The 22,527-nt window shown below is 69.2% G+C and carries 17 protein-coding genes; 7 read left to right on the top strand and 10 right to left on the bottom strand.

Annotated elements, in window-relative coordinates; genetic code table 11:
* The first annotated feature begins 76 nt into the window (after positions 1 to 76).
* Positions 77 to 997: an AraC family transcriptional regulator gene (locus tag K2W61_RS22935; RefSeq protein ID WP_217467953.1), complete on the top strand. Its 921-nt coding sequence runs from the start codon at positions 77 to 79 to the stop codon at positions 995 to 997.
* A gap of 45 nt (positions 998 to 1,042) precedes the next feature.
* Here K2W61_RS22935 and K2W61_RS22930 read toward each other — a convergent pair whose 3' ends face one another.
* The 4 genes from K2W61_RS22930 to K2W61_RS22915 all read right to left on the bottom strand — a co-directional run bounded on the left by K2W61_RS22930 (position 1,043) and on the right by K2W61_RS22915 (position 6,229).
* On the bottom strand, positions 1,043 to 1,669 hold the full coding sequence (locus K2W61_RS22930) for a dihydrofolate reductase family protein (RefSeq protein WP_236756639.1): 627 nt from the start codon (positions 1,667 to 1,669) through the stop codon (positions 1,043 to 1,045).
* Between the two features lie 218 nt (positions 1,670 to 1,887).
* Complete coding sequence (locus K2W61_RS22925; protein ID WP_236756638.1) at positions 1,888 to 3,561, bottom strand: NAD(P)/FAD-dependent oxidoreductase; 1,674 nt, start codon at positions 3,559 to 3,561, stop codon at positions 1,888 to 1,890.
* 105 nt (positions 3,562 to 3,666) lie between these two features.
* Entirely contained in the window at positions 3,667 to 5,739 is a 2,073-nt protein-coding gene (locus K2W61_RS22920; RefSeq protein WP_236756637.1) for a TonB-dependent copper receptor, read from the bottom strand.
* Positions 5,740 to 5,830: 91 nt separating this feature from the next.
* Entirely contained in the window at positions 5,831 to 6,229 is a 399-nt protein-coding gene (locus K2W61_RS22915) for a DUF2946 family protein (protein WP_175132083.1), read from the bottom strand.
* Positions 6,230 to 6,440: 211 nt separating this feature from the next.
* On the opposite strand from K2W61_RS22915, the gene K2W61_RS22910 reads away from it, so the two are divergent.
* The 3 genes from K2W61_RS22910 (at position 6,441) to K2W61_RS22900 (ending at position 10,961) form a co-directional block, all read left to right on the top strand.
* On the top strand, positions 6,441 to 8,564 hold the full coding sequence (locus K2W61_RS22910; RefSeq protein WP_236756636.1) for a LamG-like jellyroll fold domain-containing protein: 2,124 nt from the start codon (positions 6,441 to 6,443) through the stop codon (positions 8,562 to 8,564).
* Between the two features lie 155 nt (positions 8,565 to 8,719).
* Positions 8,720 to 9,433 carry a glutamine amidotransferase gene (locus tag K2W61_RS22905; RefSeq protein ID WP_175139905.1) on the top strand — a complete coding sequence of 238 codons (714 nt, stop codon included), beginning with the start codon at positions 8,720 to 8,722 and terminating at the stop codon, positions 9,431 to 9,433.
* 67 nt (positions 9,434 to 9,500) lie between these two features.
* Complete coding sequence (locus tag K2W61_RS22900; RefSeq protein ID WP_236756634.1) at positions 9,501 to 10,961, top strand: hypothetical protein; 1,461 nt, start codon at positions 9,501 to 9,503, stop codon at positions 10,959 to 10,961.
* Positions 10,962 to 10,992: 31 nt separating this feature from the next.
* On the opposite strand, the gene copD is transcribed toward K2W61_RS22900, so the two are convergent.
* The 3 genes from copD to K2W61_RS22885 all read right to left on the bottom strand — a co-directional run bounded on the left by copD (position 10,993) and on the right by K2W61_RS22885 (position 12,828).
* Positions 10,993 to 11,880 (bottom strand): copper homeostasis membrane protein CopD, encoded by an 888-nt coding sequence (gene copD / locus K2W61_RS22895; protein ID WP_175132076.1) that lies wholly within the window; start codon positions 11,878 to 11,880, stop codon positions 10,993 to 10,995.
* 1 nt (position 11,881) lies between these two features.
* Positions 11,882 to 12,238 (bottom strand): copper homeostasis periplasmic binding protein CopC, encoded by a 357-nt coding sequence (gene copC / locus K2W61_RS22890; protein ID WP_175132075.1) that lies wholly within the window; start codon positions 12,236 to 12,238, stop codon positions 11,882 to 11,884.
* A 161-nt stretch (positions 12,239 to 12,399) separates the two neighbouring features.
* On the bottom strand, positions 12,400 to 12,828 hold the full coding sequence (locus tag K2W61_RS22885) for a hypothetical protein (protein ID WP_175132074.1): 429 nt from the start codon (positions 12,826 to 12,828) through the stop codon (positions 12,400 to 12,402).
* A 136-nt stretch (positions 12,829 to 12,964) separates the two neighbouring features.
* On the opposite strand from K2W61_RS22885, the gene K2W61_RS22880 reads away from it, so the two are divergent.
* Positions 12,965 to 13,606, top strand: coding sequence for a ProQ/FinO family protein (locus tag K2W61_RS22880; RefSeq protein ID WP_175132073.1), 642 nt, complete (start codon positions 12,965 to 12,967; stop codon positions 13,604 to 13,606).
* A 153-nt stretch (positions 13,607 to 13,759) separates the two neighbouring features.
* Here K2W61_RS22880 and garD read toward each other — a convergent pair whose 3' ends face one another.
* A complete protein-coding gene (gene garD / locus K2W61_RS22875; RefSeq protein ID WP_236756633.1) occupies positions 13,760 to 15,334 on the bottom strand; it encodes a galactarate dehydratase in 1,575 nt (524 codons plus the stop codon).
* A 251-nt stretch (positions 15,335 to 15,585) separates the two neighbouring features.
* Here garD and kdgD point away from each other — a divergent pair, with 251 nt between their 5' ends.
* Entirely contained in the window at positions 15,586 to 16,500 is a 915-nt protein-coding gene (gene kdgD / locus K2W61_RS22870) for a 5-dehydro-4-deoxyglucarate dehydratase (protein ID WP_175132071.1), read from the top strand.
* A 24-nt stretch (positions 16,501 to 16,524) separates the two neighbouring features.
* On the opposite strand, the gene ilvA is transcribed toward kdgD, so the two are convergent.
* A complete protein-coding gene (ilvA, locus tag K2W61_RS22865) occupies positions 16,525 to 18,105 on the bottom strand; it encodes a threonine ammonia-lyase, biosynthetic (protein ID WP_175139899.1) in 1,581 nt (526 codons plus the stop codon).
* 222 nt (positions 18,106 to 18,327) lie between these two features.
* The gene (locus tag K2W61_RS22860; RefSeq protein ID WP_236756632.1) at positions 18,328 to 19,851 is read right to left on the bottom strand and encodes a winged helix-turn-helix domain-containing protein; all 1,524 of its coding nucleotides are present in this window, start codon (positions 19,849 to 19,851) and stop codon (positions 18,328 to 18,330) included.
* A 443-nt stretch (positions 19,852 to 20,294) separates the two neighbouring features.
* Between K2W61_RS22860 and K2W61_RS22855 the strand changes: the two genes are divergently transcribed.
* A complete protein-coding gene (locus K2W61_RS22855; protein ID WP_236756631.1) occupies positions 20,295 to 22,523 on the top strand; it encodes an NADP-dependent isocitrate dehydrogenase in 2,229 nt (742 codons plus the stop codon).
* Positions 22,524 to 22,527: the final 4 nt, after the last annotated feature.

The following is a 22,527-nucleotide window of genomic DNA, read 5'->3' as shown; positions in this document are numbered from 1 at the left end:
AACTTCCAGCTTTCCAGGCACGGACGCCCGCCTGGCCGGGACCGGACAATCGCCCGCCGACGCGTCCACGGCGGCCATGCGCCAGCGGATGGCCGCCCTGCTCGCCGCGTTGGCGCCCGACGAGGGCTACAACCTGACCGCGTTGCCCGACGTGCGGCTGCTGCGCTCGAATCGTCCGTTGACGTCGGTGCCGGTGCTCTACGACCCAGGCATCGTTATCGTCTGCCAGGGCCGCAAGCGTGGCCATTTCGGCGGCACCACCTATTGCTATGACGCGCAGCAGTGCCTGGTGGTCTCGGTGCCCGTGCCCTTCACGATGGAAACGGACGCGAGCGAACGCGAACCCTTGCTCGCCATCTACCTGCATCTGGATTTCAAGCTGGCGGCGGACCTCATGCTGCAGCTCGATGCGCTGGGCGGCTTCGTGGCCGCCGAGCCAAAGGGCATGCTGTCCAGCCCCATGAGCCCGCGGCTGTGCGAATCGGTGCTGCGCTTCCTGGAGGCGATGGGCCGGCCGCTGGAGGCTCGCGTGCTGGGGCCGTCGCTGGTGCGCGAAATCTACTTCCAGATACTCACCGGCGACCAGGGGCCATCGATGCGCGCGGCCCTGTCGATGCAGGGCCATTTCGGCAAGATCACGCGGGCCTTGCGCCGCATCCATGCGGCCTATATGGACGATCTGGGCGTCGAGCAGCTGGCGCGCGAGGCGGGCATGAGCGTGCCGGCCTTCCACGTGCATTTCAAGGCGGTGACCCAGACCTCGCCGATGCAATACCTGAAATCCACGCGCCTGCACCAGGCGCGCCTGCTGATGGTGCGCAATGGCCTGACCGCGGCCGCCGCCAGCGCGGCGGTCGGCTACGACAGCCCGTCGCAGTTCAGCCGCGAGTTCAAGCGCGTGTTCGGGCGCAGTCCGCTCGAGGAAGCGCGGCGCATGAAGGCCGAATTCGCCGTTCCGCCGGCCTTCGCGGCGTCGACCTATGTGTCGTCGCACTGAACCGCGTCGCCGTCGGGCTGGTCGGCCGGCAACGGCCGGCGCGGCTCAGCCGGCGTCGTCGAACGAGCCCGTGCGCACCTCGCCGGCGCGCAGGTAGCGGGTGATCAGCACCCCGCCAGGCGTCGGGGCGGCCTGCGCCAGCGTGAAGGCGGAAATTCGCGCATCGTCGCCGAACAGGCGCTTGCCGCGTCCCAGCATGACCGGATAGACCAGCAGCGACAGCTCGTCCACCAGCCCCGCCGCCAGCAGTTGGCGCACCATGTTGCCGCTGCCGAAGGTCAACAGGTCGGCGCCCTCCCCGCGCTTGAGCGCGCGCACTGCCTCGGTCAGCTCGCCCCCAAGGGCCCGGCTGCCGCGCCAGGACAGGCCGTCGGGCCGGTGCGTGGCCACGTGTTTGGGCACGCGGTCGAGCCGGTCGGCCAGGGCGCGGCTGCCCGAGCCCGCCGGCACGTTCGGCCAATAGCCCGCGAAGATCTCGTAGGTGCGCCGTCCCAGCAACAGCTCGAACGGCGCCGCCATCAGGCCGCTCACATGTTTGCCGATGGCCTCATCGGCGTAGGGCACGGTCCAGCCGCCCAGGCGAAAGCCGCCAGCCGGGTCCTCGTTCGGCCCGCCGGGGGCCTGGACCACGCCGTCGAGGCTGGTGAAGATCGAAACAATGAGTCTGCGCATACCATTCTCCAGGAGAGCGGATCGGGAAGATCCTTGGCACTACGACGAACGACTTGATTGGAAATCGACAGAGCCGGCGAGTCCCGCGGCATTGCCGTGCCAGCCCCTGGCGGCGCGGTCGGCGGCGCGCGCCTCCCGGGGACGCCGTCCTGCCTTGCGCCGCATCCCGGGCGGCACGCGACCCGCTTGCGCGCGAAGGATGGCGCGTAGCGGCCGCCCTAGTAATCGTCGCTGACGCCGCGGCGGTTGCCGCCGGTGATGTCGTCGCGGCCCAGCAGATGCAGCGCCACGGCCTCGGCCACTTTCATGCCGTCGATGGCGGCCGACATGATGCCGCCGGCGTAGCCCGCGCCCTCGCCCGCCGGGAACAGCCCGTTGGTGTTCATGCTCTGGAAATCGTCGCGGCGTGTAATGCGCAGCGGCGACGAGGTGCGCGTTTCGACGCCCGTGAGCACGGCGTCGTGCATGGAAAAGCCCTTGATCTGCCGTTCGAACGCCGGCAGGGCCTCGCGAATGGCGGCGATCACGTAGTCCGGCAGGCTGTCGGACAGATCAGTCAACCGGACCCCCGGCTTGTACGACGGCGTCACGCTGCCCAGCGCAGTGGAAGGCCGGCCGGCGAGGAAGTCGCCCACCCGTTGCGCCGGCGCGCTGTAGTCGCCGCCGCCCAGTTCGTAGGCGCGCTTTTCCCAATGGCGCTGGAAGTCGATGCCCGCCAGCGGCGAGTCCTCGATGCCGGGAAAGTCCTTGGGTTCGATGCCGACCACGATGCCGGCGTTGGCGTTGCGTTCGTTGCGCGAATACTGGCTCATGCCGTTGGTGACCACGCCGCCCGGTTCCGACGCGGCGGCCACCACGGTGCCGCCCGGGCACATGCAGAAGCTGTAGACCGCGCGGCCATTGCCGGCGTGGTGCACCAGCTTGTAGTCGGCCGCGCCCAGCACCGGGGGGCCGGCGCTCGGGCCGAAGCGGGCGCGGTCGATCACCGACTGCGGATGCTCGATGCGGAAACCCAGCGAAAACGGCTTGGCCTCCATGAACACCCCGCGCTTGTGCAGCATGCGGAAAGTGTCGCGGGCGCTGTGGCCCACCGCCAGCACCACGTGGCTGGCGGCGATGAACTCCCCGCCCGCCAGGCGCACGCCGCGCACCCGGCCATCCTCGATCTCGATGTCGTCGACACGGCTTTCGAAGCGGAACTCGCCGCCCAGCGAGGCGATCTGCGCACGCATCTGCTCAATCATCTTGACCAGGCGGAAGGTGCCGATGTGCGGCTTGCTGACGTACAGGATTTCGGGCGGGGCGTCGGCGGCCACGAACTCCTGCAGCACCTTGCGGCCGTAGTGCTTGGGGTCCTTGACCTGGGTCGAGAGCTTGCCGTCCGAGAACGTGCCCGCCCCACCCTCGCCGAACTGCACGTTCGATTCGGGTTGCAGGGTGTTCTTGCGCCACAGGCCCCAGGTGTCCTTGGTGCGCTCGCGCACCACCCGGCCGCGTTCCAGGATGATCGGGCGGAACCCCATCTGTGCCAGGATCAGCGCCGCGAACAGGCCGCAGGGGCCGAAGCCGATCACCACGGGGCGGCTGGCCTCGGGCAGGTCGGCCGGCGCGTGGCCGACGTACTGGTATTGCATGGGCGGCGTCGGCATAACGGTGCGCAGGCCGGCGACGCGCTTGAGCACGGCGGCCTCGTCGGCCACTTCGACGTCCACGGAATAGGTCAGCGTGATGGCGCTGCGTTTGCGCGCGTCGTAGCTGCGCCGGAAAATGGTCAGGGCGCGCAGGGCATCGGCAGCGATGCCCAGGCGGCTACAGGCCGCAGCGCGCAGGGTGGCGTCGATGTCGTCCTGGGAGGTCGACAGGGGCAGGATGATTTCGGTCAGGCGCAACATGAGGCAGCGGAACCGTGTCAGGGTTCAAGGGCTCGTAAAGCGCGTATTAGAACATGCGCCCCGGCGGGCTACGGGCGCCCGTAGCCCAACCGTTGCGGACGGCGCTCAGTACTTGACGCTCAGGCGCGCCCAGACGGTGCGCCCGGGCTCATTGAAGGCCGTGTTGGCGGCAAAGCCGAAGCCCGCGTCGCCCGCCAGGTTGAGGTGTTCGGCGTAGGTCTTGTTGAACAGGTTGTCCACGCCCAGCGACAGCTTGACCTGCTTGTTGACCGCGTAGCCGCCGTTGAGCGAGAACACCCCGAACCCGGCGCTGGGACCGAAATCCTTGCCCACCACGTTGCCCTGGTTCAGGGCGTAGCGGCGCTGCGCGGCGACCACCCGCCACAGCGCCCCGGCCGACCAGGTGCCATCGTCGTAGGCGGCGCTGAGCTTGGCCTCCAGCGGCGGCATCTGCGGCAAGGCGCGGCCGTCGCTGCGGTTCTGGCCCCAGGCGTACGCCAGCGTCGCGCCCAGCTTCCAGCGCGGCGCCACCTGGTACGACAGCCCCAGCTCACCGCCGGCGATGCGGGCGTTGACGTTGCTGGCCTGCGCGGCCCCCCCCATGCCCCCCATGCCGCCCTGGGCGTAGTCGAACAGGATGAAGTCGTCGACGTAGCCGGCGTAGCCGGACAGCCACGCGTCCATTGTGCCGGTCTTGTACTGCGCGCCAAAGTCCAGTTGCGTGGTCTTCTCAGGCTTGACGCCGCGAAAGGCGTTGACCGAGCCGTCCGGCCCCTTCGTCGGAGAAAACAGTTCCCAGTAATCCGGGAACCGTTCCGCATGGCCCAGGCCGATGTAGACGGTGGCCGGCACCGCCTCCAGGTCGCGCTCGTAGCGCAGGAAGCCGCTCGGCAGCGTGTCGCTGCGGCGCTCGCCGGCCGTGGGGTTGGGCATGGGCATCATCGTCGAGCCATTGGCACGGCGAAAGTCCTTGGCCGAGGCCCAGTCGACCCGCGCGCCGCCGATGACGCGGCTGTCGTCGGTGGCGTGCCAGGTCAGTTCGCCGAAGACGCCGGTGTTGGCGAAGCTGGCGTCCTTGACCCAACGGTGTTCGCGGTAGGACACCATGGCGTTGCCGTTGCGCGAGCGATGACGGCTCTGCTGGAAGTCCAGGCCGGTCACCAGGCTCAGGTCCGGCGCCAGGTTCCAGGTCCCGGCGACGCGCCCGCCCCAGGTGGCGCGGTCTACGTTCGACGCCATCGCCATCGGCATCATGCCGTGCGGATCCGGCGCGCGCAGCGTGTAGTTGTCCATCACGTGATCGGCGTAGTTGTAGTAGAGCTGCGCCTCCAGTTTGTCCAGCACGCCGCCCAGGTTGCGCTTCTCGAAGCGCAGGCCGAAGCTTTCGCGCTTGAACTGCGAACCGTCCATGCCGCGCCCCGCGTAGCGGGCGTTGCCGTCGCCGGTGCCGGCGGTCAGCTCGTACAGCGTATCGGCGTCGGGCGTGAAACCCAGCGCCAGGTCGGCGTTCCACTTGTCCCAGCGCGACGGCACCTTGTTGCCGTCGCCGTCCTTGTAGTCCTGGGCGTGCGAATGGTTGGCGGTGATGCGGGTGTAGACCTTGTCGTTGCCGACGGTCAGGTCGGCGGCCTGGTCATTGCGGCCGTTTGACCCGCCCACGAGGCTACCGTCAAAGCGCACGCCGGGCTCGCTGAAGCGCGGCGTGTCGCGGTCGAACTTGATGGTGCCGGCCGACGCGCCCGGGCCCCACAGCACCGTCTGCGGCCCCTTGATGACGGTCAGCCTGTCGAAGTTCTCGGGCGAGATGTACGAGCTGGGCGCGTCCATGCGCGCCGGGCAGGCGCCGGGCATCGAGGTGCCGTTGGTAAGGATGTTCAGGCGCGAGCCGAACATGCCGCGCAGCACCGGATCGCCGTTGGTGCCGCCGTTGCGGATGGCCGAGAAGCCGGGAATGGTCTTGAGGTAGTCAGTGCCGTCGCTGGCCGGCAGCGGCTGGCGCGGGACCTTCGGATCGGTGGTGAAGGTCAGCGGCGCGCTCGGCGCCACGCCGGTGATGACCACCGGGTCGGTGACCGTGACACCGTCGGCGTCGACGCTGTTGGGCCAGGCGGGGAACGACGCGGCCACGGCGGTGGCCAGGCAGCCGGCCCGCAGGATTTCCTTTTTTTTATTGCGCATGGGGTTCTCTGGATCTGAACAGGCTGGACGCGCGCGCGACCGCGCGGGCCGCATCGATGCGCGCCAGCGAAAAAATGGGAAAAACGAAGGTTCAGGCCGACAGAGGTGGCGCGCGCGGCTGCCGCGGCAACCGCGCCTGCGCGCTGGAGAAATGGATGTCGATGGTGGGCGCCGGCAGCAGCGGCGGCGTGGCGGGCAGCAGCCAGGCCCGTACGGCCAGCCCGGACGGCGGGGCGCCGCCCAGCATGGCGCAGCCGGCGAAACAGCAATGCGGCAAGGCGCCGCTGTGCTGCTGCGCATCCTGCGCGACGCCGTCGGCGTCCAGCGTGACCACGCGCGGTCCGCTGGCGGTGCAGATGATGGTGGTGGCGCCGGGCGCGCTGCCGGGCCCGGCCAGCGCGGCCGATGCGATCAGCGCCTGGAAGGCGAACAGGAACACCGCGGCCAGCGCGGTCCAGCGTCTGCTGAAAAGGGCTCCTGTGGCGGGCATTCGCATCCTTTTGAAGAGGCGGATGGTAGCACGCTACTTACGCAGAAATGGGCCGCGCCAAGCGCAGTAGGACACTAGGAAAGGTGGGCGGCGAAGGGGCCGCCCGGCGGCCAGCCGACGGCGCGGCGCCGCACAATCTTCACGCAGACTTAACAAATCCGTCACCCCGCGTTTCTAAGCTTCCCCCTTTTTCAACGGATGGGCGGTACAGATGGCGCACGACAAGCACGACGGCAGCAACGACATTGCCACGATCACGAACACCCCCCTGCCGATAGCGGCCGACCCGCGCCGGCGCAGCCTGCTGAAAGCCGGCTTTGGCGCCACCCTGCTGCCGGTCGGCGGCTCGCTGCTGCTTTCGGCCTGCGCCAGCGACGACGAGGACACAGCGGCGGCCAATACGGCCGCGCCGCCGCAACCGGTGAACATCTCCAGCTTCGCCGTGGCGGTGCTGCCGGACACCCAGTTCTACTCGCGCTACGCCACCGATGCCGAGAACCAGCAGTTCATGCGCAAGTACGGTAGCGAGCCCTACAAGGCCCAGACGCAGTGGGTTGCCGACCACGCCAAGGCGCTGGACATTCCTTTCCTGATCCACCTGGGCGATGTGGTCGACCAGCAAGGCAAACCCGACCAGTGGACGGTGGCCAGCGCGGCCATGCAGATCCTGGAAGACGCCAAGGTGCCCTACTCCATCCTGGCCGGCAATCATGACGTGATCCTGGACCGCGATTACGTCGACGCCAGCAGCCAGGCCAGCGCCACCGACGCGCAGCGCACCCTGGCGAACGAGCCGTATCTGAAGACGTTCGGCACCGACCGCGCGCGCCAGCAGGCCACCTTCGGCGGCCGCGATCCCAGCGGCTTCCATGAGTATCACGTGTTCCAGGCCGAGGGCCAGGCATTCATGGTGCTGTCGTTGTCGTGGCGCATCTCCGATGCCGGGCTGGACTGGGCCAACCAGGTCATCCGCGCCCATCCGACGCTGCCGGTGATCCTGGTCAATCACCAACTGCTCAACATCGACAAGGACGGCGTCAGCCCCCTGGAGGTGCCCTACGGCCTGATGCTGTGGGACAAACTGATCCGCGACAACGACCAGATCTTCATGACGCTCAATGGCCACTATCATGGCGCGGCGCGCCTGACCAAGACCAACGCCTTCGGCAACGCGGTCGAGGAAATGGTGGTGGACTACCAAATGGCCTACCAGGGCGGCAATGGCTTGATGCGCCTGTACGAATTCGACCTGAGCAACAACGAGATCCGCGTGCTGTCGTTCTCGCCGTGGGTGCCGCAAAAGCCAAAGGCCACGCTCAACGCCTTCGACCAGGCGGTGCTGACCGGGGCCAACGAGCAGTTCACCATCAAGATGGATTTTGCCAGGCGCTTCAGCGGCTTCAACAAGACGTTCAAGGCCGCCGCGCCCTCGCATCCCCCGCTGCTCGACCAGGCCCGCGCCTTGATCCTGGCCAACTACGCCGAGCCCGCCGCCACGGTGCAGAAGCCCGCTGCCGACAGCGACGACTATCCGCAGGTGCCGGGCACCCTGGCGCACTGGCGCTTTTTCGGCGGCACCGACGGCCAGCCGGTGCCGGTGGGCCAGGTGATCCAGGATCGCGCCGGCTTGAATCCCGTCAGCCGCGCGCCCTTGAACATCGATGGCGTGGCCGGCGCGCAGCTCGCGGACATGGTGTGGTCCAACGACCACCACTACCTGTCGGCCGCGCCCGGTTCGGTACGGTTCCTGAACACCGACAAGAACACCGCTCGCATGAGCTACTTCACCAGCGCCACCACGGCGCCGCTGAACGCCGAGACGGTGCCCAATGGCTACACGGTGGAAGCCTTCATCAAGATCGACCGCGACTGGAGCGCGCAGAAGCATGCCTGGATGAACATCATGACGCGCGACGGCAAGCGCGGCGATCTGGCCGGTTTCAACGGCGGCGACCCCGAATCCCCGCCGTTGCTGTTCGCCATTTCCAGCCTGCGCGAAGTGCAGTGGGAAGTGGTGCCCGAGGTCAACGGCGCGCGCGGCGCGAAGGCCAACTGGTCTGGCGAAATCATTGCCGACAAGTGGATGCACGTGGCCATCGTCAACGACGACACCACGCACGAAACCATTCTGTACGTCGAGGGCGCGCCGGTGCTGCGCAACGTCGCCGACGCGCCGGGGCTGGCGGCGCTGGCCGCCAACATGCCCTGGGTGATCGGCGCCGGTTCATGGGATGGCGCCCGCGCCGACGGCTTCTTCGGCAGCATTGGCGAGGTGCGCATCGTCGACCATGCCCTGCCGTCGACGCAATGGCTGACGGCGCGCCGAGGCAGCTGAACGCGGCGTGCCTGCCGCGGATGATGCCGGCCGGCGTCCCGGCCGATATCAACCCCGTTCATGGCAGATAGCGGCGCCGGGCTATTGATGAATGGGCGCGGCGGCCTCATCATTGCGCGGGGCCTGTCCGGGGCCTCGCCGACGCCGTCATCGCCATGCCTCTCCGACCGCTAGCCATCCTGCAAATGGGCAGACCGCCCGAAGATCTGCGCGCCGCCCACGGCGAGCAGGCCGATTGGGTCATGGCGGCCCTGGCGGACGTGGGCGCGCCCCTGACCGTGATCCATCCGGCCGCCGGCGACGACCTGCCCGACCCGGCCGCGCTGCGCGGCGCGGTGCTGACGGGTTCGTGGGCCATGGTCACCGACCGCGAACCCTGGAGCGAGCGCACCGCGCAATGGCTGCGCGAAGCGATGGACGCGCAGTTGTCGCTGCTCGGCATCTGTTACGGCCACCAGCTCATGGCCCACGCCTTCGGCGGCGAGGTCGATTACCATCCGCGCGGCCGCGAAATCGGGCTGCACGCGGTCAGGTGCCTGCCCGCCGCCGCGGCGGATCCGCTGCTGGCCGGCCTGCCCGATCCGTTCCCGGCCCTCCTGACGCACGAACAGAGCGTGCTGCGGCCGCCGGCCGGCGCCACGGTGCTGGCCGCCAGCCGCCACGATCCGCACCAGATCCTGCGCTACGGCCCGCGCGCCCTGTCGGTGCAGTTCCACCCGGAATTCACCGCCGGGCTGATGGATGCCTGCCTGGCGCGCCGCCAGGATTTCCTGGCGGCCGCAGGCCATGACGTGGCCGCGCTGCGCGCCGCGCTGGCGCCCACGCCGCACGCGCGGGGAATCCTGCGCGGTTTCGCGGCGGCCTGCTGAACGTGGCGCCCCGCCTGACCGGCCCGCGCCACGCCTGCCGCACATCCGCCCTGGCGGGCGGCGCGCCATGATGTACCTGCTGTGGTCGTTGCCGGCGCTGGTGGTGATCGGCGCCATCGCCAGCGGCCGTCTCAACACCACGCTGGCCGCCGTGCTCGGGCTGCTGGCGGCCATGGCGGTGGCAGGGTTCGCGGCCCCCGGCGCTTTCGGCGCGGGCGCCCTAGGGCAGGCGCTGGCGCGCGGACTCTGGATCGGCGGCGTCATCACCCCGTACATCCTGGGCGGCCTGCTGTTCTGGCAGATGGCGGCGCGGGGCAGCGCGCCCGCGGGCCAGCCTGCCGGCGCGCCGGCAACTGCCCTGGCGCGCCGCCGCCTGCTGTTCTTCGCCTGTTTCCTGGTGGGCCCGTTCGCCGAATCGGCCACCGGTTTCGGCGTCGGTATGCTGGGCACCGTGCTGTTGATCCGCCCGCTCGGTTTCAAGCCGCGCGAACTGATGGTCTTCGCGCTCCTGAGTCAGACGCTGATTCCATGGGGCGCCATGGGCAGCGGCACGCTGCTGGCCTCCGCCTATGCGCGCGTGCCGCCGGCGCAGTTGGCTTTGTATGGCATGGTGCCCGTGACCCTGCTGATGGGCATCTGGATGACGTTGTTCTGGCGCACGGCGCGGCGCGCGGGCCTGCCGGCCACGATGGCCGAACGCGCCCGCGAGGCGGCATGGATGCTGGTCAGCCTGGCCCTGCTGGCCGCCGCCACCGCGCTGCTGGGCCCGGAAACCGCGTTGCTGGCGGCCTATGGGCCCCTGATCGTGCTGCGGTTCGTGCTGGATCGCCGGCCCGGCCTGGCGCAATTGCGGGCCGCCGCCCGTGGCGCGTTGCCATACATCGTGCTGATCGCCTGCCTGGTCGTCACGCGGCTGGTGCCGGCGTTGCACCAGGGCCTGGCCAGCCTGGCGCATTTCAGCCCCTACCCCGACCTGCCGGCGTGGGCGCCGTTCCTGCATGCCGGCAGTTGGCTGATCGGCGGCGCGCTGCTGATCGCGGCCTGGCGCCGCCGGCCGGGACTGCTGGCGGACAACGCGGGCTACGCCTGGCGCACCGGCAGGCACGCGGTCCTGTCGGTGTTCCTGTTCGCGATGATGGCCGAGGTGCTGGCCGGCGCCGGCATTTCGCGGGCCTACGCCGACGGCCTGTTCCGGGCCCTGGATGACTGGACGCTGCTGATCACGCCGCTGTTGGCCGGCGCCTTCGGCATCCTCGCCAACAGCGGCAACGCGCCCAACAGCCTGTTCATGCCGTCGCAGCTGTCGCTGGCGCTGCACGCCGGCCTGAACCTGCCCGCGGCTGCGGCGCTGCTGCACGTGGCGGGCACGTCGATGGGGTTCTTTTCGCCGGTCCGCATGTCCATCGCCGCCGGCCTGGCGCAGGGCCAGGGCCAGGAGCGGCTGGTGTATGCCCAACTGCTGCCCGCCGCGCTGGCCGCCTTCGGCCTGCTGCTGGCCCTGGCCCTGTTGCTGGTGCTGGCGGGATAGCGCCTGACGTGGCGATGGCCCGCGCGGCCCGTTACGACGGCGGCATCAGTCCCAGCGCGCCCACGATCACCAGCACTGCGCCGCCCAGCGCCAGTTCCGCGACCGTATTGCGCCGGATGGCGCGCAGCGCCCGGACCGGCTGCTTCCGGATACGCGCGATCCAGCGATAGCGGTTGGCCAGCGCCAGGCCCGTCATGGCCAGGGCCAGCGCGACCTTGAGCAGCAGCACCCGCACATAGGCCGACCCTGTATCCAGCACCGCCGGGCCCAGGATCAGCGCCGCGTTGGCCACGCCGCTCACCAGCAGAACCCCGACCGCGACATGCCCCCAGGCTGAAAACCGCAACAAGGCCCGCGTGGCCTCGGCGCGCGCGTGCGGACGCTGCCAGGCCGCAAGCCACGACAGGAACACCGGCAACGACCCCAGCCAGAACGCGGCGGCCAGCACGTGCAGGTAGTCGTTGATTGCGTGCGCCACGCCCCAGCCACCTTCATGCATCGCCGCGTGGCCGCTGAACGCCAGCGGCGCCAGCGCCACCGCCGCTGGCCCGGCCAGCCATGAGGGCCGGCCCGGCCGCAGCCCCAGCGCCACGCCCAGCACGGCGGCCGCGCACAGCGCGCGCAGCACCCAGGCCTGGCCGTAGCGGGTCTGCAGCGTCACCGTGTCCAGCATGTCGCCGTCCAGCATCGCGCGCCAATCGCCGGCAATGCTGGCGGCCTGCAACGGCAGCAGGCACAGCGTCGCCACCAGTCCCACCGCGCCAATGCGCAGCAGGGCCGGCCGCAGCGCGGTTTCAGCGGCCACGCCCAGGCGCGGCGCGCCGCCCAGCGCCAGCATGGCGCTGGCGCCGAACAGCATCGCCGCCGCGCCGGCGCTCACGGCCCGGCACAGCGCAAACACGACCCACAACGTGTCCATTTCAGGGTTTGACCGTGAACGTCCAGGCGCCGTTGGTCTTGTGGCCGTCCTTGGACAAGGCCTGCCATTTCACGGTGTAGGCGCCGGCCGGCAAGGGTTTGGCGACAGGCAGCACCAGCGTTTTGTCATCGCCGGGCGCGGGCGCCGCCTTGGCCGGCACGGCCTGTCGGCCGGCCGCGTCCAGCACGGTCAGCGACGAAAACGCCGGCTCCAGCCCTTCGGAGAAACTGGCGGTCACCGTGGATGGCGCGGTCACCTCGGCCTTGTCGGCCGGCGACGCATCCCGCAGGTGGGCATGGGCCCAGGCCCATTGCGGGGCGAGCGCCAGGGTGGCGGCGATGAATACGGGTTTGAACATGATGGGACTCCGAGGTAGCGACGGCGCAAAGCCGTTGAAAAAAGAACCCCGCGGGCGCGAAAGAAGATTGCGCGCACGCGGCGACGGACGGTACGGGATCAGGCACGGGAGCGCGCCCGCATCGCGCCTGCGCGGTGACAGGGACGATGCGGGCGCAAGAATCAGGCGGCGCGCGGTGGCGCGCGTGATTGCTGAGGCAGCCAGGGCGCCTCGCCGCGCGGGCATGGCGTGGCTGGCGAGACGCGCGGCAGCGCCGCTGCCGCCAGCGGCAGGCGCCAGGCCAGTTCCGCGAAGGCGGGCGGGCCGGCGCCGGTGAACATGGCGCAATGGGCGGCGCAGCAGTGCGGCAACGTGCCGTCCACGCCGTGGGAGGCAGGGAAACCGGCAGGCGCGGTGCCAGAGGCGCCGGCGACGTCCGTGCGATCCAGCGCCACCAGACGTGGGCCGTCGGCCGTGCACAGGATGACGGACGCTCCCCTCGCGTCCAGCGCCAGCGCCGGCGCGCCGGACGCCGTCGCGGCCACCAGCGACTGGAAAACCAGCAGCCCCGCCGCCAGCCAGGCCCGCGCGCGGCGGGAGGCGGCGGACATGCTTGTGAACGTATACCGCGTGTGCTTGCCCATCGTGGCGAGCAGCTTACGACGGCCGCCGCGGGGCCGCAACTTCAATCCGACACGCCACAACTGTTATGCTCCACGCTTTCAACATCAGAACTTGCAGCACACTATGGGCCTAGAACAGCTAGCCGCAATCCGAGGACTGCTTGTCAAGCAGGCTCAAGAAGAGGCGGCTTCCAAGAAGAAACCCCCGCGTCCGAACGCTGGCGAGGCGGCTTCGCAGAAGAAGTCCGGCAGGCCTGCGCGCGCGCCCGCCGCCGAGCGGCGCGAGACGCCGGTCGACCCGGTGCTGATCGCCATTTCGCGACTGCAGCGGCAATTCCCCAAAGCCTTCCCCAAGAAGCCGGCGCCCAAGGTGCCGCTCAAACTGGGGGTGCTGGAGGACCTGGTGCAGCACGCCAAGACCCTGCAGCTCAGCGCCGACGAGATCAAGCAGGCCGTCAAGACCTGGTGCGACGGCCGCCGCTACTGGGATTGCATGGTCGAAGGCGCCGCGCGCGTCGACCTGAACGGCGAACCCAACGGCGCCGTGACCGCCAACGAAGCGCAGCACGCCAAACGCATGGCCTCGCGGCGCCACGCCAAGGCGGGCGGTGGCCGTGGCGGCAAGGGCAAGGCAAATCCGGGCAAGCCGGCGGCCGATGGCGCCAAACCGGCGCCGGCCCAGGCCGATGCCCCCGATGAGGCTGCGGCCGCGCCCGTAGCGGACGCGCCGGCGCAGGCATCGGCGGACACGCCCGCCGCCGACTGATCAGCGCGCGAACGACAACGGCCCGTGCGGTGCCTGGCATCGCACGGGCCGTTGTCATTGCGGCGCCGCGACGTCCCGCAGCTGGTTTCCCGCCGGGTAGCCGCGCTTTGCGCTGCCCGCGCCCGCTTGCTGTCGTAATGAACGGATGCCGCGTCAGGTCACCGGCCCCGGGTTGAACAGCGCCAGGGCGTTGTACAGCTTGAGTTGCTCGGCACAGGTCTGGCGCCGGCCGCTGGCCACGTCCAACATCAGCCGGAACAACTCCCAGCCCACCTCCTCGATGGAGGCCTGGCCGGTGGCGATGCGGCCCGCGTCCACGTCCATCAGGTCGTGCCAGCGCCGCGCCAGGTCGCTGCGCGTGGCGACCTTGATCACCGGCACCTGCGCCAGCCCGTAGGGCGTACCGCGGCCGGTGGTGAAGATGTGCAGGTTCATGCCGGCCGCCAATTGCAATGTGCCGCAAATGAAGTCGCTGGCCGGCGTGGCGGCGAAAATCAGGCCCTTGCGCGTCAGCCGCTCGCCCGGCGCCAACACGCCGTCGATGTTGGACGTGCCGGACTTGATGATCGAGCCCATCGCCTTTTCCACGATATTGGACAACCCCCCCTTCTTGTTGCCGGGGCTGGTATTGGCGCTGCGGTCGGCGCCGCCGCGCCGCAGGTAGTCGTCGTACCAGGCCATCTCGCGCACCAGCGCCTCGGCCACTTCCGGGGTGGCGGCACGCGCGGTCAGTTGGTCGATGCCGTCGCGCACCTCGGTGTTCTCCGAGAACATGACGGTGCCGCCGGCCCGCACCAGCAGGTCCGCCGCGAAGCCCACCGCGGGGTTCGCCGTCACGCCCGAGAAGGCGTCGCTGCCGCCGCACTGCACGCCCACCACCAGATCGGACACGGGACAGGTCTCGCGACGGCGCCGGTCCAGCGTTTCCAGGTGGCGCTCGGCGGTGCGCATGATATTGGCGATCATGGATTCGAAGCCGACATGTTCGTCGTCCTGCAGCACGATGGTCTCGACGCCGTCCGCGCCGGCCGTGCCCTGCCCCGCGCGGATCGGGATCGCGCCCGGCGCCAGCAGGCGCTCGGGCTGCAGTTTCTCGCACCCCAGGCTGACCACCATGGCGGCGCCGCCGAAATTGGGATTGCGGGCGATATTGCGCAGCGTGCGCATCGGAATCGCCGCGTCCGGCGCATCGATGGCAACGCCGCAGCCATAGGTGTGCTCGATACCCACCACGCCGTCGACATTGGGATAGCGCGGCAGCAGCTCGCGGCGGATGCGCTCGACCGCGTGTTCCACCACGCCCTGCACGCACTGCACGGTGGTGCTGATGGCCAGGATGTTGCGCGTGCCGACCGTGCCATCGGCATTGCGGTAGCCCTCGAACGTGTGGCCTGCCAGGGCCGGCGGCGGCGCGATCGCGCGCGTGCCCACCGGCAGGTCGTCGAGCGTGCGCGCCGCGGGCATGGTGGTGACGCGTTCGTTGACCCAACTGCCGCGCGCCAGGTCGCGCGCCGCGTAGCCCACCACCACGTTATAGCGGCGCACCGGAGCGCCCCGCGCCAGATCGCACAGCGCCACCTTGTGGCCCTGCGGCACGGCTTCGGCCAGCACCAGGCCGTCCGGCAACACCGTGCCGGCTGGCAGGCCGCCCTCGTTGGCGACGATGGCGACGTTGTCCTGCGGGTGAATCTTGATCAGTACGGGCGCGGGGGCAGGCGCGAGCGGCATGTGGCATCCTCGAAAGCGATGCCGCGGTTCGCGGCATCTCGCTAGTTATCGTACAACTAAAGAAATTATCCCTGGACAGACCGCTGTCCGCAGCGCGGATTTTCCCGGATAAATGCAGAATCTAGCCAGTAAAACGTGGGTGGGTTCGGATTGAATCGGTGAAAATCATGTTGTACGATGACGTGCCTATTCAACCGATGTTCGCGCGGTAGTCCGTCCGCCGCGCGTGCGCCACCGACGGATATCCGCCCATGACCACGCCGCAGGAACTCAAGGCCATTGTTTCGGAAGGCCTGCTCTCCTTCCCCGTGACCGACTTCGACGCGCAAGGCAATTTCAACGCCCGGACCTATGCCGAGCGCCTGGAATGGCTCGCGCCCTACGGCGCCAGCGCCTTGTTCGCCGCTGGCGGCACCGGCGAGTTCTTTTCGCTGGCGCCCGATGAGTATTCCGACGTCATCCGCACCGCCGTCACCACCTGCGCCGGCAAGGTGCCGATCCTGGCCGGCGCCGGCGGCCCGACCCGCGTGGCCATCGCCTACGCGCAGGAAGCCGAGCGCCTGGGCGCCAAGGGCGTGCTGCTGCTGCCGCACTACCTGACCGAAGCCTCGCAGCAGGGCATCGCCGACCACGTCGAACAGGTCTGCAAGTCCGTCCAGATCGGCGTCATCGTCTACAACCGCGCCCAGTCGCGCCTGTCGGCCGACAAGCTGGCCCAGCTGGCCGAGCGCTGCCCCAACCTGGTCGGCTTCAAGGACGGCGTCGGCGACATCGAAGCCATGGTGCGCATCCGCCGCAAGCTGGGCGACCGCTTCTCGTACCTGGGCGGCCTGCCCACCGCCGAGGTCTACGCCGCGGCCTATCGCGCCCTGGGCGTGCCGGTGTATTCGTCGGCGGTCTTCAACTTCGTGCCCAAGACCGCGATGCAGTTCTACCGCGCCATCGCCGCCCAGGACCACGACACCACCAATCGCCTGCTCGACGAGTTCTTCCTGCCCTACCTGGAGATCCGCAACCGCTGCGCCGGCTACGCCGTCAGCATCGTCAAGGCCGGCGCCAGGCTGGTCGGCCACGACGCCGGCCCGGTGCGCGCGCCGCTGACCGACCTGCACCCTGAAGAAATGGCGATGCTCGACACCCTGATCCGCAGGCTGGGGCCGCAATAGGCCGGCCGCGGGCGCAGCCAGCGCCTAGATCAGGAACTGCCGATAGGCCTCGTTGGCGGTTTCCTCCGAATGCGCGTAGCCCAGCTGCGCCAGGAAGCGGTCCAGCGCCGCGTCGTCCGCCAGCGGCGCCTGGATGCCCACCAGCACCGAACTGAAGTCGGCGCCCTGGTTGCGGTAGTGGAACAGGCTGATGTTCCAGTTCGGCGCCATCGCCGACAGGAATTTCATCAGCGCGCCCGGGCGCTCCGGGAACTCGAAGCGGAACAGCCGCTCGCCGCCCGCCAGCGGCGAACGCCCGCCCACCATATAGCGGATGTGTTGCTTGGAGACCTCGTTGTGGGTCAGGTCGCTGACCGCGAAGCCCTCCTGCTCCAGGCCGCGCATGATGTCGGCTCCCTCGCCGCGGCGCGCGATCTGCGCGCTGACGAAGATGCGGGCGGTGTTCGCGTCGGCGATGCGGTAGTTGAATTCGGTCACGCTGCGCGCGCCCATCACCGCACAAAAGCGGCGGAAGCTGCCGCGCGCCTCGGGCAACGTGACGGCGAACACGGCCTCGCGCGCCTCGCCCACTTCGGCGCGATCGGCAACGAAGCGCATGCGGTCGAAATTCATATTGGCCCCCGAGGTGACCGCCACCAGCGACTGGCCGCTCACGCCCTCGCGCTCGACATACTGCTTGAGCCCGGCCAGCGCCAGCGCGCCGGCCGGCTCCAGCACGCTGCGCGTGTCCAGGAACACGTCCTTGATGGCCGCGCAGACGGCGTCGGTGTCCACCAGGATGACTTCGTCGAGGAACTGGCGGCACAGGCGGAAGGTCTCTTCACCCACCAGCTTGACCGCGGTGCCATCCGAGAACAGCCCCACTTCGGCCAGGCTGACCCGCTCGCCCACCTGGATCGACTGCGCCATGGCGCAGGAATCGACCGTCTGCACCCCGATCACCTTGACCGACGGGTCCACCGCCTTCAGGTATACCGACACCCCCGCCGCCAGGCTGCCGCCGCCAATGGGCACGAACACCGCGTCCGGCCGCCCCGGAAGCTGGCGCAGGATCTCCATACCGACCGTGCCCTGCCCCGCAATGACATAGGGATCGTCGAACGCCGGAATGAAGGTCAGGTCCTGCTCGCGCGCCAGCGTCTGCGCGTAGGCGTAGGCATCGCTGTAGGAGTCGCCCGCCAGCACCACCTGCACCGTCGGGCCGCCGAAGGCGCGCACGGCGTCCACCTTCACTTGCGGCGCGGTCTGCGGCACCACGATGGTGGCGCGCACCCCGAGCCTGGCGGCGGAGATCGCCACGCCCTGGGCGTGGTTGCCGGCGGACGCGGTGATCACGCCGCGCTCCAGCGCCGCCTGCGGCGTGTTGCGCATCTTGTTGTAGGCGCCACGCACCTTGAAGGAAAACACCGGCTGGTTGTCCTCGCGCTTGAGGTGCACGCGGTTGCCGAGCCGGCGCGACAGGCCCGGGGCCGGGTCCAGTTCGGTCTCGCGGGCGATGTCGTAGACCCGCGCCGTCAGGATCTGGCGCACGTACTCCATGGGCGCGGCTTGGCCCCTGGCGAAGGTATCGGTATCGGTGCTGGTGGCGGCTTGCGGCTGTTGCATGGGTAATCTCTGCGGCGGTTCGGGGAGCGGAGCCCGGCAGAGGCGGCAACAAAAAACCCGCCTCGTGGGGCGGGTTTGTTTGACTGACTGCGGTCGCGCGCTAACCCACCATTCCAGGAATGATGGTAATAATCAGCGAAATGCGGACGGCGCGGAAAATCATGGAGCGTAGCTTCCCGCATGTGCCGCCGTTTGTCAAATGGCGTGGCCGGGCACGCGAACCTACAGGTAGGCCCGCACCCGCGCCGGCAGCTCATCCAGCGGCCGGTGCCGCGCCAACTGCGCCAGCACGCCGCGGAACATGCTCTTCCTGCTGGCCGCGTCCGGCACCCGCCGCACGAACAGGTATTCGAAGTGCGCCAGCAGCCGCCGCAGCAGGTCCGCGTCCAGCGCCAGCAGGATCTGCCGCAGATCGTCGGGCAATGGCTCGTCGGGCGAGGCCAGGAACACCCCCATCTGCGTGCGCGTCAGCGGCTTGGCGCGGTACAGGGCCTCGGTGGCGGCCAGGCAGGCCTGGCGGTCGTCCAATGCCAGCAGCGTGGTGCACTTGAGCACCATCAGGAACACCTGGAATTCCGAGCCCGGTTCGGCCAGCTCGATGGCATGGTCGAAGTGCTCGATGGCCTCGCGCAGGCGGCCCCGGTTCAGCCGCAACTGGCCCAGCACCGCGAAGGCCGAAGCAAACGCGGTGCCGCGGGCGAACGCCTCCTCGGCCAGCGCTTCGGCCAGTTCCAGATGACCACGGCCGACAAAGCACAGCAGCTTGGCCGCCGCCAGCGCCAGCATCGGATCGTCGCGCACATGCGGCAGCGCCTCGAACACCAGCGCCTCGATCTGCGGCTCCAGCGCGGCCGGGTCGCTGGACAGGTCCAATACCAGCCGGGCGTACAGGTGCGACGCCCACATCAAGGCGGTCTGGGGATCGTTCGGGTGCTCGGCCCGCAGCTTTTCCAGTTCGGCCTCGGAGTCCAGCCAGTTCTGCGGGCTGCGCGAGAGCAGCAACGCGGCGCGGTGCAGGCGCAGTTCGATGGGTTCGTCGGTGGGCCCGGCATCGCCACGGACGCGGGCCAGGCTGCGCCAGATCTCGCTCTTGATGGAGGCGGCGAAGGCGGTCGCGGCGCTGCGGCCGACCTGGGCCGCGTCGGCCGGCGCGATGGTCCAGCGTTCGGCCCGCAGTGCGCGGCCGCTGGCGGCCTCGCGCAAGACCACCGCGCAATGCACGCCGGTGTCGTCCTGGCGCAGGCCGACCTCGACGCGGAATGGCGCATTGGCCGCGCCGGCGGCGGCCAGGGACAGCAGGCTGACGCCGCGTTCGCTCGGCAGGCGGGCTCGCAGGGCGTCCGCCAGGTCCACCAGGAAAGCCTTGACCCGCGGCTCGCCGCGCAAGGCTTCGGGACCGGCAGCAGGCCCGACAGCGACGTAGACATCGCCATCGGGCTCCGGTTCGGGCGCGGCGATCCAGCTGTAGCCTTGGCCGTAGCTGGTGGCGATGAAGCGAGGCGCGCGGGCCGAATCGCCCAGCTTGCCGCGCAGGCGGTTGATCAGCAGGTCAACGCTGCGCTCGAGCGTGTCGGCCTGGCCGCGCTGGGTCACATCCAGCAGGCGCTGGCGTGGCAGGATCTGGCCCACGTGCCCGGTCAGCAAGGCCAGCGCCGCGCTCTCGACCGGCGTGAAGTGGATCGTCTGGCCATCGATACGGCTGGCGTAGCGGAATTTCGGGTCAAACAACAGATTGCCAAACCGCATTGTGTCTCCCCGCGACGGGGCTGTGCAACGTGCATCGTCATCCTGCGCCCCGTTCATTTTTCCTGCCCGCGATGCGGCGCGCGCAGAGGGCGATTTAGCCACAACTTGCCACTCGAAGCCAGTAGGATATGGGCATTTGGCGCCATTCTTGAGGGCAAAATCCGATTTTTCGCGGCCGCCGAACACCCGCTGGACCATTGGCGCCCATTTCCGCGCACACCGGGCGGGGCGCAGTATTACAATGTTCGATTCGTGGCAGTCGTACCTTCCAGGCGGTCGGGCAATTAGACCAGCACATAAAGGACGGGCGTCGCCATGTTGAGCCGATCGGGGCCTGCCCGGGTCAGCCCAAACGAACCCACTCTCGACAACATCTACCGGCTGACGCCGCATAGCATGTTCGGGTTTGCGCCTAGCGCCACCGCCGAACAGATTCAAGGATCATGTCCCTTACTCCGAAGATTATCTACACCCTCACCGACGAAGCTCCGGCGCTTGCAACCCGTTCCCTGCTGCCGATCGTCCAGACCTTCGCGAAGTCCGCTGGCATTACGGTCGAAACCCGCGACATCTCCCTGGCGGGCCGCATCATCGCCCTGTTCCCCGATTACCTCGACGACAGCCAGAAGCTGGGCGATGCCCTGTCCGAGCTGGGCGCCCTGGCGGTCCAGCCTGAAGCCAACATCATCAAGCTGCCCAACATCAGCGCCTCGATGCCGCAGCTCAAGGCCGCCATCAAGGAACTGCAGGACCAGGGCTACAAACTGCCCGACTACCCGGACGCCCCGGCCAACGACACCGAACGCGACGTCAAGGCGCGCTACGACAAGGTCAAGGGCAGCGCCGTCAACCCCGTGCTGCGCGAAGGCAACTCCGACCGCCGCGCGCCCCTGTCGGTCAAGAACTACGCCCGCAAGCACCCGCACAAGATGGGCGCGTGGACGGCTGATTCCAAGTCCCACGTGGCGCACATGGACAGCGGCGACTTCTACGGCACCGAAAAATCGGCCCTGATCGCCGAAGCCGGCGACGTCAAGATCGAACTGACCGCCGCCGACGGCAGCAAGACCGTCCTGAAGGAAAAGACCCCGGTCAAGGCCGGCGAGATCATCGACGCCGCCGTGCTGTCGACCGCCAAGCTCAAGACCTTCCTGCAGGCCCAGATCGACGACGCCCGCGCCCAGGGCGTGCTGTTCTCGGTGCACCTGAAGGCCACCATGATGAAGGTCTCCGACCCGGTCATCTTCGGCCACGTGGTGTCGGTGTTCTACCAGGACGTGCTGGCCAAGCACGCCGCCGCGCTCAAGCAGGCCGGCTTCGATCCCAACAACGGCATCGGCGACCTGTACGCCAAGATCCAATCGCTGCCCGCCGACCAGCAGGCCGCGATCACCGCCGACATCGACGCCGCCTACAAGACGCTGCCGCAACTGGCCATGGTGAACTCCGACAAGGGCATCACCAACCTGCACGTGCCCAGCGACGTCATCGTCGACGCCTCCATGCCCGCCATGATCCGCGACTCGGGCAAGATGTGGAACGCCGAAGGCAAGCTGCAGGACGCCAAGGCCGTCATCCCCGACCGCTGCTACGCCGGCGTCTACCAGGCCGTCATCGACGACTGCAAGCAGCACGGCGCCTTCAATCCGGTCACGATGGGCAGCGTGCCCAACGTCGGCCTGATGGCCCAGGCCGCCGAGGAATACGGTTCGCACAACAAGACCTTCGTGGTTCCCGCCACCGGCACCGTGCGCGTCACCGACGCCGCCGGCAAGGTGCTGCTGGAACAGGCCGTCGAGGCCGGCGACCTCTGGCGCATGTGCCAGACCAAGGACGCCGCCATCCAGGATTGGGTCAAGCTGGCCGTCACCCGCGCCCGCGTCAGCCAGACGCCGGCCGTGTTCTGGCTGGACGAAAAGCGCGCCCACGACGCCCAGGTCATCGCCAAGGTCAAGCAGTATCTGAACGACCACGACACCAGCGGCCTGGATCTGCGCATCCTGGCCCCGGTCGAGGCCACCAAGTTCTCGCTCAAGCGCATCCGCGAAGGCCTGGACACCATTTCCGTCACCGGCAACGTGCTGCGCGACTACCTGACCGACCTGTTCCCCATCATGGAACTGGGCACCAGCGCCAAGATGCTGTCGATCGTGCCGCTGGTCGCCGGCGGCGGCCTGTTCGAGACCGGCGCCGGCGGTTCGGCGCCCAAGCACGTGCAGCAGTTCCTGGAAGAAGGCTTCCTGCGCTGGGATTCGCTGGGCGAATTCATGGCCCTGGCCGCTTCGCTGGATCACCTGGGCCGCGCCTACGACAACGCCCGCGCCCTGGTGCTGGGCAAGACGCTGGATCTGGCCACCGCCAAGTTCCTGGACGAGAACAAGTCGCCCGACCGCAAGGTCGGCGGCCTGGACAACCGCGGCAGCCATTTCTACCTGGCGATGTACTGGGCCCAGGCCCTGGCCGACCAGACCGACGACCGCGCCCTGGCTGAGCTGTTCGCGCCGGCCGCGGCCGCGTTCGCCCAAGGCGAAGCCAAGATCCTGGAAGAGCTCAAGGCCGCCCAGGGCAAGCCGGTCGACATCGGCGGCTACTACCAGCCGAACGAAGACAAGGCCAGCCGCGCCATGCGTCCCAGCGCCACGCTGAACCAGGTGCTGGCCAACATCGGCTAAGCGC

The organism is Achromobacter pulmonis (genome assembly GCF_021733725.1).
Taxonomy (GTDB): domain Bacteria; phylum Pseudomonadota; class Gammaproteobacteria; order Burkholderiales; family Burkholderiaceae_B; genus Achromobacter; species Achromobacter pulmonis.
Note: the sequence above shows the minus strand (reverse complement) of the source record. Positions and strands in the feature narration are given on the sequence as shown.